The sequence below is a fragment of the Affinundibacterium fentianense genome (genome assembly GCF_018139545.1).
GTDB lineage: Bacteria > Pseudomonadota > Gammaproteobacteria > Burkholderiales > Burkholderiaceae_D > Undibacterium > Undibacterium fentianense.
Window position 1 is genome coordinate 1 of record NZ_JAGSPJ010000010.1, and the last position, 5827, is coordinate 5827.

2 tRNA genes and 3 rRNA genes are annotated in these 5827 nt (G+C 49.0%); all 5 read left to right on the forward strand.

Features of this window, described 5'->3' with window-relative positions:
• Positions 1 to 410: 410 nt before the first annotated feature.
• The 5 genes from KDM90_RS17540 (at position 411) to rrf (ending at position 5778) form a co-directional block, all read left to right on the forward strand.
• Positions 411 to 1945, forward strand: a 16S ribosomal RNA gene (locus KDM90_RS17540).
• A gap of 118 nt (positions 1946 to 2063) precedes the next feature.
• Positions 2064 to 2139, forward strand: a tRNA-Ala gene (locus tag KDM90_RS17545).
• A gap of 28 nt (positions 2140 to 2167) precedes the next feature.
• Positions 2168 to 2244: transfer RNA gene (locus KDM90_RS17550), tRNA-Ile, on the forward strand.
• Positions 2245 to 2614: 370 nt separating this feature from the next.
• Positions 2615 to 5487 (forward strand): 23S ribosomal RNA (locus KDM90_RS17555).
• A gap of 178 nt (positions 5488 to 5665) precedes the next feature.
• Positions 5666 to 5778, forward strand: a 5S ribosomal RNA gene (gene rrf / locus KDM90_RS17560).
• Together the 16S, 23S and 5S rRNA genes with 2 tRNA genes alongside form the textbook arrangement of a ribosomal RNA operon.
• Positions 5779 to 5827: the final 49 nt, after the last annotated feature.

The window sequence follows — 5827 nt, forward strand, 5'->3', positions numbered from 1 at the left end:
GCGGTAAGGCGTTGATTTTCCTGAGGTTTGAATCGAGTGAGTTAAAACGATTTAAGCGAAATAAGAAAACAGGGGGTTGACGAGAAGTTAGAAGTGCTGCATAATCTCGTTTCTCTGCTGCTGACGAACAAAACGATTCGCAGTAAATTGCAAAAGCCGAAGTGTTAAAACTGAGTGGTGAGCAATAAGTAGATTAGATCTTTAACAATTAACAGTCAATAAATGTGGGCACTTGATAAAGAGAGCGATTAGCTGCTTAGGTAGTTAAGAAACTTAAAAAATATCAAATGTTCACAAGAAGTAAAGATAAGACGCGATAGTGAGCAATCATTATCGCAACTGTCAGTATTTTGAGTGAGCGACTCGTTCGAAAGAACGAATTCCAGAAATGGAAACAAGTAACAGAGATTGAACTGAAGAGTTTGATCCTGGCTCAGATTGAACGCTGGCGGCATGCCTTACACATGCAAGTCGAACGGCAGCACGGACTTCGGTCTGGTGGCGAGTGGCGAACGGGTGAGTAATATATCGGAACATACCTTGTAGTGGGGGATAACGTAGCGAAAGTTACGCTAATACCGCATACGCTCTAAGGAGGAAAGTGGGGGATCTTCGGACCTCATGCTATAAGAGTGGCCGATATCTGATTAGCTAGTTGGTGAGGTAAAGGCTCACCAAGGCGACGATCAGTAGCTGGTCTGAGAGGACGACCAGCCACACTGGAACTGAGACACGGTCCAGACTCCTACGGGAGGCAGCAGTGGGGAATTTTGGACAATGGGGGCAACCCTGATCCAGCAATGCCGCGTGAGTGAAGAAGGCCTTCGGGTTGTAAAGCTCTTTTGTCAGGGAAGAAACGGTGAGTCCTAATATGGCTTGCTAATGACGGTACCTGAAGAATAAGCACCGGCTAACTACGTGCCAGCAGCCGCGGTAATACGTAGGGTGCAAGCGTTAATCGGAATTACTGGGCGTAAAGCGTGCGCAGGCGGTTTTATAAGACAGAGGTGAAATCCCCGGGCTTAACCTGGGAACTGCCTTTGTGACTGTAAGGCTAGAGTGTGTCAGAGGGGGGTAGAATTCCACGTGTAGCAGTGAAATGCGTAGAGATGTGGAGGAATACCGATGGCGAAGGCAGCCCCCTGGGATAACACTGACGCTCATGCACGAAAGCGTGGGGAGCAAACAGGATTAGATACCCTGGTAGTCCACGCCCTAAACGATGTCTACTAGTTGTCGGGACTTAATTGTCTTGGTAACGCAGCTAACGCGTGAAGTAGACCGCCTGGGGAGTACGGTCGCAAGATTAAAACTCAAAGGAATTGACGGGGACCCGCACAAGCGGTGGATGATGTGGATTAATTCGATGCAACGCGAAAAACCTTACCTACCCTTGACATGGTTGGAATCCCGAAGAGATTTGGGAGTGCTCGCAAGAGAACCAATACACAGGTGCTGCATGGCTGTCGTCAGCTCGTGTCGTGAGATGTTGGGTTAAGTCCCGCAACGAGCGCAACCCTTGTCATTAGTTGCTACATTCAGTTGAGCACTCTAATGAGACTGCCGGTGACAAACCGGAGGAAGGTGGGGATGACGTCAAGTCCTCATGGCCCTTATGGGTAGGGCTTCACACGTCATACAATGGTACATACAGAGGGCTGCCAAACCGCGAGGTGGAGCTAATCCCAGAAAGTGTATCGTAGTCCGGATTGTAGTCTGCAACTCGACTACATGAAGTTGGAATCGCTAGTAATCGCGGATCAGCATGTCGCGGTGAATACGTTCCCGGGTCTTGTACACACCGCCCGTCACACCATGGGAGCGGGTTTCGCCAGAAGTAGGTAGCTTAACCGTAAGGAGGGCGCTTACCACGGCGGGGTTCGTGACTGGGGTGAAGTCGTAACAAGGTAGCCGTATCGGAAGGTGCGGCTGGATCACCTCCTTTCTAGAGTGCGCTCAAATGTTGAGTGTCCACACTTATTGACTGTTAATGATGAAGAACGCAGAAGACGCAAGCGATAGTAGCGACTTCGAGATTTGCCCGGTTAAGTTGTAAAACGAATGGGGGTTTAGCTCATCTGGTAGAGCACCTGCTTTGCAAGCAGGGGGTGATCGGTTCGAGCCCGGTAACCTCCACCAAGTTAAGTAAAACTAGTGGTAATTGACTGGGGCTGTAGCTCAGCTGGTTAGAGCACCGTGTTGATAACGCGGGGGTCGTTGGTTCGAGCCCAACCAGCCCTACCAAATCGAAATAATAAATGTGAGTAGCGCGTGCGCTGTTGAGATTTGTTCTTTCGAAACGAAAGCAAAGTAATTAAGTAGTATCGTTCTTTAACAATTGAGAAGAAGTAAAGTAGAAATAATCAAAATTATTTCGTAGAGGAGTTGGTAGCGGAAGTTACTAACAAATTTATGGAAGGGTTGTGATTGTATCGAACAAACAAAGTAGTAAAAGTGATCCAAGTCGTCGTCAAGAAATTGGCGAAGAAAATAACTCACTTGAGCTACGGCAACGCTAAAGTAATACTCAACTAGTAGTAAAGAACTATAACTAATTTTTAGTGATGAACCTGAAGAGAGCAATCAACTCAGACACTAGAAACTAAAGTTATAGGGACAAGTGACTAAGTGCACATGGTGGATGCCTTGGCGATATCAGGCGATGAAGGACGTAGTAGCTTGCGATAAGCTGCGGGGAGTGAGCAAACACACATTGATCCGCAGATTTCCGAATGGGGAAACCCGGCCGTAAGGTCATTGCAATCTGAATACATAGGATTGCAAAGCGAACGTGGCGAACTGAAACATCTAAGTAGCTACAGGAAAAGAAATCAACCGAGATTCCCAAAGTAGTGGCGAGCGAAATGGGAAGAGCCTGCATGATTTAGCAGATTTCATAGTGGAACGGATTGGAAACTCCGGCCATAGAGGGTGATAGCCCCTTACACGAAATGATCTTTGTGGAACTAAGTATGCGACAAGTAGGGCGGGACACGTGAAATCCTGTCTGAACATGGGGGGACCATCCTCCAAGGCTAAATACTCGATATCGACCGATAGTGAACCAGTACCGTGAGGGAAAGGCGAAAAGAACCCCGGGAGGGGAGTGAAATAGAACCTGAAACCGTGTGCATACAAACAGTCGGAGCGGACTTGTTCCGTGACGGCGTACCTTTTGTATAATGGGTCAGCGACTTACATTCAGTGGCAAGCTTAACCGCATAGGGAAGGCGCAGAGAAATCGAGTCCGAATAGGGCGACAGTCGCTGGGTGTAGACCCGAAACCAGATGATCTACTCATGGCCAGGTTGAAGGTGCGGTAACACGCACTGGAGGACCGAACCCACTAACGTTGAAAAGTTAGGGGATGAGCTGTGGGTAGGGGTGAAAGGCTAAACAAATCTGGAAATAGCTGGTTCTCTCCGAAAACTATTTAGGTAGTGCCTCAAGTATCACCAACGGGGGTAGAGCACTGTTATGGCTAGGGGGTCATCGCGACTTACCAAACCATTGCAAACTCCGAATACCGTTGAGTGCGAGCTTGGGAGACAGACATCGGGTGCTAACGTCCGGTGTCAAGAGGGAAACAACCCAGACCGCCAGCTAAGGTCCCAAAGTACAGCTAAGTGGAAAACGAAGTGGGAAGGCTAAAACAGTCAGGAGGTTGGCTTAGAAGCAGCCACCCTTTAAAGAAAGCGTAATAGCTCACTGATCGAGTCGTCCTGCGCGGAAGATGTAACGGGGCTAAGCTGTACACCGAAGCTGCGGATATCCTTTTAGGATATGGTAGGAGAGCGTTCTGTAAGCCTGCGAAGGTGTCTTGTAAAGGATGCTGGAGGTATCAGAAGTGCGAATGCTGACATGAGTAGCGATAATGGGAGTGAAAAGCTCCCACGCCGTAAGCCCAAGGTTTCCTGTTCAACGTTCATCGGAGCAGGGTGAGTCGGCCCCTAAGGCGAGGCAGAGATGCGTAGCTGATGGGAAGCAGGTTAATATTCCTGCACCGTCGTATGATGCGATGGGGGGACGGATCGCGGAAGGTTGTCAGGCGGTTGGAAGAGCCTGTTCTTGACTTGTAGAAGGTGCTTAGGCAAATCCGGGCACGTAATTCAAGGGGTTGAGACGAGTGAATTTATTCACGAAGCAATCGGAAGTGGTTCCAAGAAAAGCCTCTAAGCTTCAGTCATACGAGACCGTACCGCAAACCGACACAGGTGGGCGAGATGAGTATTCTAAGGCGCTTGAGAGAACTCGGGAGAAGGAACTCGGCAAATTGGTACCGTAACTTCGGGATAAGGTACGCCCTTGTAGTTTGACCCCCCTGCGGGGGAAGGATGAAAGGGTTGCAATAAACTGGTGGCTGCAACTGTTTAATAAAAACACAGCACTCTGCAAACACGAAAGTGGACGTATAGGGTGTGACTCCTGCCCGGTGCTGGAAGATTAAATGATGGGGTGCAAGCTCTTGATTGAAGTCCCAGTAAACGGCGGCCGTAACTATAACGGTCCTAAGGTAGCGAAATTCCTTGTCGGGTAAGTTCCGACCTGCACGAATGGAGTAATGATGGCCACACTGTCTCCTCCCGAGACTCAGCGAAGTTGAAATGTTTGTGATGATGCAATCTACCCGCGGCTAGACGGAAAGACCCCATGAACCTTTACTGTAGCTTTGCATTGGACTTTGAACCAATCTGTGTAGGATAGGTGGGAGGCTTTGAAGCGGGGACGCCAGTTCTCGTGGAGCCATCCTTGAAATACCACCCTGGTTTGTTTGAGGTTCTAACCTTGGCCCATTATCTGGGTCGGGGACAGTGCATGGTAGGCAGTTTGACTGGGGCGGTCTCCTCCCAAAGTGTAACGGAGGAGTTCGAAGGTACGCTAGTTACGGTCGGACATCGTGACGATAGTGCAATGGCATAAGCGTGCTTAACTGCGAGACTGACAAGTCGAGCAGGTACGAAAGTAGGACATAGTGATCCGGTGGTTCTGTATGGAAGGGCCATCGCTCAACGGATAAAAGGTACTCTGGGGATAACAGGCTGATTCCTCCCAAGAGTTCATATCGACGGGGGAGTTTGGCACCTCGATGTCGGCTCATCACATCCTGGGGCTGTAGCCGGTCCCAAGGGTATGGCTGTTCGCCATTTAAAGTGGTACGTGAGCTGGGTTTAAAACGTCGTGAGACAGTTTGGTCCCTATCTGCCGTGGGCGTTGGATATTTGAAGGGGGCTGCTCCTAGTACGAGAGGACCGGAGTGGACGAACCTCTGGTGTATCGGTTGTCACGCCAGTGGCATTGCCGAGTAGCTATGTTCGGAAGAGATAACCGCTGAAAGCATCTAAGCGGGAAACTCGCCTTAAGATGAGATATCCCAGAGCCTTGAGCTCTTTAAAGGGTCGTTCGAGACCAGGACGTTGATAGGCTGGGTGTGGAAGTGCAGTAATGCATTAAGCTAACCAGTACTAATTGCCCGTACGGCTTGTCCCTATAACTTTGGTCAGTTATAGATAACTAGACAAGTATTAACAAGTGTTTGCCAATAATGTTTGGTCAATCACAACCGATTATGACTACAGTATCTCCTAACCTAGATACGTACTTCTTCCCAATTGGATTTGTAGCGATTCACAGAACAACGTGAACCACTCCAAATCAACAAGTTATGCCTGATGACTATAGCAAGTTGGTCCCACACCTTCCCATCCCGAACAGGACCGTGAAACGACTTTGCGCCGATGATAGTGCTGCAACCAGTGTGAAAGTAGGTCATCGTCAGGCTCTTATACCAGAAAGCCCCTGATTCCAACGAATCAGGGGCTTTTGCTTT